This window comes from Mesorhizobium sp. M7A.F.Ca.AU.001.01.1.1 (genome assembly GCF_004022735.1).
Taxonomy (GTDB): domain Bacteria; phylum Pseudomonadota; class Alphaproteobacteria; order Rhizobiales; family Rhizobiaceae; genus Mesorhizobium; species Mesorhizobium ciceri.
This window is the reverse complement of the sequence record NZ_RZPF01000595.1, coordinates 1-4,185: the sequence shown is the minus strand read 5'-3', so window position 1 is coordinate 4,185 and position 4,185 is coordinate 1. Positions and strand designations below refer to the sequence as shown.

Below are 4,185 nucleotides of genomic sequence, written 5' to 3'. Positions count from 1 at the left end.
GACCATTGATCCCGAAAAGCGCCCCCCCCTTTCGGGATTGATGCGTAAAGAAGTTTTTACACGCCGCGTATCTTGGGAAGCGGCTTTTTCGCTTCAGTCGGTTGCCCTTTACCGGCAGTTTTTTCGGCATTCCCCACCCTTTTGCGCAGTTCCTGGACAAAAATCCGCTCCGACAGCGACGCCTTCTTGTGCTTTGGCGCGATGATGACGAAGGGCGAGCGTATCTGTGCCTCGGGTACCAGCAGCGCCTTCAGCCGGTCGTTCTGTCTAAACGTGACGGTCATGTGATCCGGCAGATAGCCGACGAAGTGGCCGCTCAGGATATACATCGCCTGCGCCTCGATATTCGAGGCATAGGCGCCGACATGCGCGTTGGGAAAATGCTGCAGTTCCGACTTGTTGGCATAGGGCCGCACCACCATCTGCGATGCCTCCACATCGGCCTTTGTCACCAGCTTGCGGGAAAACAGCGGGTGACGCTCGCTGCAATAGAGCGAGTTCCTTTCATGATGGAACTCAGTTTGCGAATAGCCGGGCAGCAATTTGATGCGCGGGGAGATCGCGAAATCGATCCCGCCCTTGGCGGTGTCCGCGATCAGCTGCTCGGGCGAGCCTATGGTGATGCGCAGATCGACTTCGCTGGCCTTCTTGATGACCTGGTGAATGACGTCATCGAGGCCAAGGTTTGAATCGGTAACGGTCGCATCGACGATCCCGACGCGCAGCACGCCCGTCGCCTTGGAGCGCAATTCCCCCAATTGCATCTCGAACGCCGACAGCGCGGATGTCAGCGAATGGGAATATTCATAAACAGCGCTGCCCCTGTCGGTCAGTTCGAAGCCCCGTCTGCCGCGCTGGCACAGCGAAAACCCCAACCGCTCCTCCAGCGCATTGATCTGGAAACTGATCGTCGACTGGCTCATCGCCAAGGCAAGCTGCGCTCCAGTGAATCCGCCATGTTCGACCACGGAACGGAAAACCCTGAGCGCACGGATATCGGCTACCGACAGACGCAATTCTGACACTCCTCCCCGAACCTGTGCAGGCGGTGTCCGGCATCAGCCTTACATCGCCAATTTCGATGTATAGTCTATTCATTCCATGTTTATCAAAGATTCAATCCTGCCATGCTGCCCTACCAGATGGCGGCGTGCCGTCCTGCCGCTGGGAAGTTCAACAACCGGGCCGGCAACGCAGTCGGCCGGCGACTTGGAGGTTTGAGGCTCGTCACGCATGTGAGATTCCTGAGCGCTTACAGAAGCCTCGGACTCCAAATAATCCATAATAAACGAGAACATACGAAGCTGGAGGAAGTCATGCGATCCGCTCTGAAACTGTGCACTTCGATACTGCTGGCCGCGTCACTCTCGCTCGCTGTGGCGAGCATCGCCACAGCCGCCGATCTTCTGGATCGGATCAAGGAGAAGGGCGAGATCACCATCGCGTCCGAGGCGCGCTACCCACCATTCGAATATGTCGATAACGGCAAGGTCGTCGGCTATGGCGTCGACCTCTTCGAAGAAGTCATGAAGGCGCTACCGGACGTGAAGGTGAACCGGCTCGACCTGCCGTTTCAGGGCTTGCTGCCGGGCCTCCAGACCGAAAAATTCGACGCCATCATAACGTCCGTCACCGTCAACAAACAGCGTTACGATACCTACAGGCTGTCTCTGCCGATCGCCGACGCGTCGTTCTCCTACGTCAAGCGCGAGGGCGATACGTCGCTAAACACGCCCGAAGACCTGAGCGGCAAGAATGTTGGCACGCAGGCCGGCTCGGCACAGCTCAAGGGCACCGAGGCCTTTTCCGAGGCACTCAAGGCAAAAGGCATGGCGCCGATCGCCAACATCCAGACCTATGTCGACTTCAATGAGGCCTATGCCGACCTGGCTGCCGGCCGTACCGATGCCGTGGTGAATTCCCTGCCCAATCTGCTTTACCTGCAGACGCAGCGCGGCGACGCCTTCGAAACCATCCGCACGACGTTCGGGGAGCCGACCTATTTCAGCTGGGCCTTCCGCAAGGATGACGACAGCAAGGCGCTTGCCGACTTCATCGACAACCAGTTCCGCAAGCTCGCCGCCGATGGAACCATGGCCAAGCTTCAGGAGAAGTGGTTCGGCTTCACCATGAAACTGCCGACGGATGCCCTGCCCGAACCTAAGAGCTGACAAGCCGGCATGGGCTCACAGCACCCGGATAAACGGCGAGGCTTCCCAGCCTCGCCTGCGAAAAACGTCCAGGCTGCACGCCTGGCCTCAAGTCCATAAGGTCTGACCACGTGGCAATGCTCGCCCTCATCCGGGACAATCTGCCCATCATGCTCTGGGGGGCGGGCATGACGATTCTGGTGTCGGGCGTCGCCATCATTCTCGGCATGCCGCTCGGCCTCGTTCTTTGCTTCGGGGTCACCTCGAAGAAGATATGGCTGCGCCGCTTTTCGCGCATCTATCAAAGCGTGTGGCGCGGCACACCCATCCTAGTGCAGTTGCTGATCATATACTATCTGCTGCCGCTCATCGGCATCAACGTGGCTCCTATCCTTGCCGCTATCATCGCGCTGACCCTCAACACGATCGCGTTCCAGGCCGAGATATTTCGCGGCGGGCTTTTGGCCATTCCGCGGGGGCAATTGGAAGCGGCACGCATGGTGGGCATACGCAAATGGGCGGCGCGCCAGCACATTCTCGTCCCCCAGATACTGCGTCTCGTCATTCCCTCGCTGGTCAACGAGACCATCAGCATTCTGAAAAATTCCTCGCTGGTTTCCGTTATCGCGGTGACGGAACTGATGCGGGTGAGCCAGCAGATCGTCGCGACCACCTACCGCCCGTTCGAAATCTACATCGCCGCCGCCATCATCTACATCGTCATCAATTTCCTCCTGTCGCTGCTCGGTCGCATGGCCGAGCAGCGACTAGCGCGGAGGGCCTGAGCCATGACGCAGTTCTTCGACCTGTGGCTGCAATATGGGCCGCTGATGCTGGCCGGACTGGCGACGACGGCCTGGATCTGCGCGCTGGCTGCTGCCCTCGGACTGGCTGTCGGCCTGTTGCTCGCCTGCCTCGAAAGCACGCAGTTCACGCCGTTGCGCTGGGCCGTTCGCGCCTATATCGAGATCATGCGCGGCCTGCCGATCCTGATCCTGCTGTTCGTGCTCTATTATGGCGGCCCGCGTATCGGCCTCAGGCTGAGTGCCGAAGCAGTCGGCGTTTTCGGCCTCGGCTTCTACGGGGCCGCCTATTTCGCGGAAATCTTCCGCTCCGGTTTCCAGTCGATCCCCAAGGGCCAGATCGAGGCCGCGCGCATGGCGGGGCTGACCGGCACGCAGATCATCCGCCATATCAAGTTGCCGCAGATGCTGGTCATGATCACCCCGCCGACGGTCAACCAGATCATCATCCTCATCAAGGAATCCGCGGTGCTGTCCATCATCACCGTCGCCGAGCTGACCAAAAACACGACGCAGTTCGTCAACGAGACCTATGCGGTCATCGAACCCTATCTCGCCGCTGCCCTGCTCTACTGGCTGCTGGTCGAGGTAGTCGCGCAGCTCGGCAAATACGTTGAGCGCCGGGTGCGGTTCTAGGCCGCTCAACCACCAATTGGGAACAAACGATGGCCACTGAAACCACCGAGCCCGTCATCAAGATACGGAACCTGACCAAGGATTTCGGCACGTTCGCGGCCTTGTCTGGGATATCGCTCGACATCAATCTCTCCGAGGTCGTCTGCATCATCGGCCCCTCGGGATCAGGCAAGAGCACCCTGTTGCGCTGCGCTAGCTTCCTTGAGGACTATACGAGCGGCGAGATCGAGATCGAGGGCCGGCTGCTCGGCTACAAGCGCGGCGCCGGGGGACTGGTGCGCGAGAGCGAACAGAACATCGATGCCGTGCGCCGCAATGTCGGCATGGTGTTCCAGCACTTCAACCTCTGGCCGCACATGACCGTGCTGGACAACGTGACGCTGGGCCTACGCCTTTCCAAGCGCACCCCCGTCGCCAAGGCGAAGGACAGCGGACGCCGGGCGCTGGCCAAGGTCGGCCTCGCGGATTTCGCCGAGCGCTATCCCTCGCAGCTTTCAGGCGGCCAGCAACAGCGCGTCGGCATCGCCCGCGCGCTCGCCATGGAACCACATGTGATCCTATTCGACGAGCCGACTTCGGCGCTCGATCCCCAACTC

The 4,185-nt window shown here is 60.0% G+C and carries 5 protein-coding genes; 4 read left to right on the top strand and 1 reads right to left on the bottom strand.

The genetic code is table 11. From position 1 onward, the window contains the following. Positions 1 to 56 precede the first annotated feature (56 nt). On the bottom strand, positions 57 to 1,016 hold the full coding sequence (locus EN884_RS27900; protein WP_164895187.1) for a LysR family transcriptional regulator: 960 nt from the start codon (positions 1,014 to 1,016) through the stop codon (positions 57 to 59). Between the two features lie 300 nt (positions 1,017 to 1,316). Here EN884_RS27900 and EN884_RS27895 point away from each other — a divergent pair, with 300 nt between their 5' ends. The 4 genes from EN884_RS27895 to EN884_RS27880 all read left to right on the top strand — a co-directional run. After that, positions 1,317 to 2,171: a transporter substrate-binding domain-containing protein gene (locus EN884_RS27895; RefSeq protein WP_063170524.1), complete on the top strand. Its 855-nt coding sequence runs from the start codon at positions 1,317 to 1,319 to the stop codon at positions 2,169 to 2,171. Between the two features lie 116 nt (positions 2,172 to 2,287). After that, positions 2,288 to 2,935: an amino acid ABC transporter permease gene (locus EN884_RS27890; RefSeq protein ID WP_063170523.1), complete on the top strand. Its 648-nt coding sequence runs from the start codon at positions 2,288 to 2,290 to the stop codon at positions 2,933 to 2,935. Between the two features lie 3 nt (positions 2,936 to 2,938). Next, the gene (locus EN884_RS27885) at positions 2,939 to 3,589 is read left to right on the top strand and encodes an amino acid ABC transporter permease (protein WP_063170522.1); all 651 of its coding nucleotides are present in this window, start codon (positions 2,939 to 2,941) and stop codon (positions 3,587 to 3,589) included. Positions 3,590 to 3,618: 29 nt separating this feature from the next. Next, positions 3,619 to 4,185 (top strand): ATP-binding cassette domain-containing protein (locus EN884_RS27880; protein ID WP_164895186.1); only part of this gene is annotated, 567 nt, incomplete at its 3' end.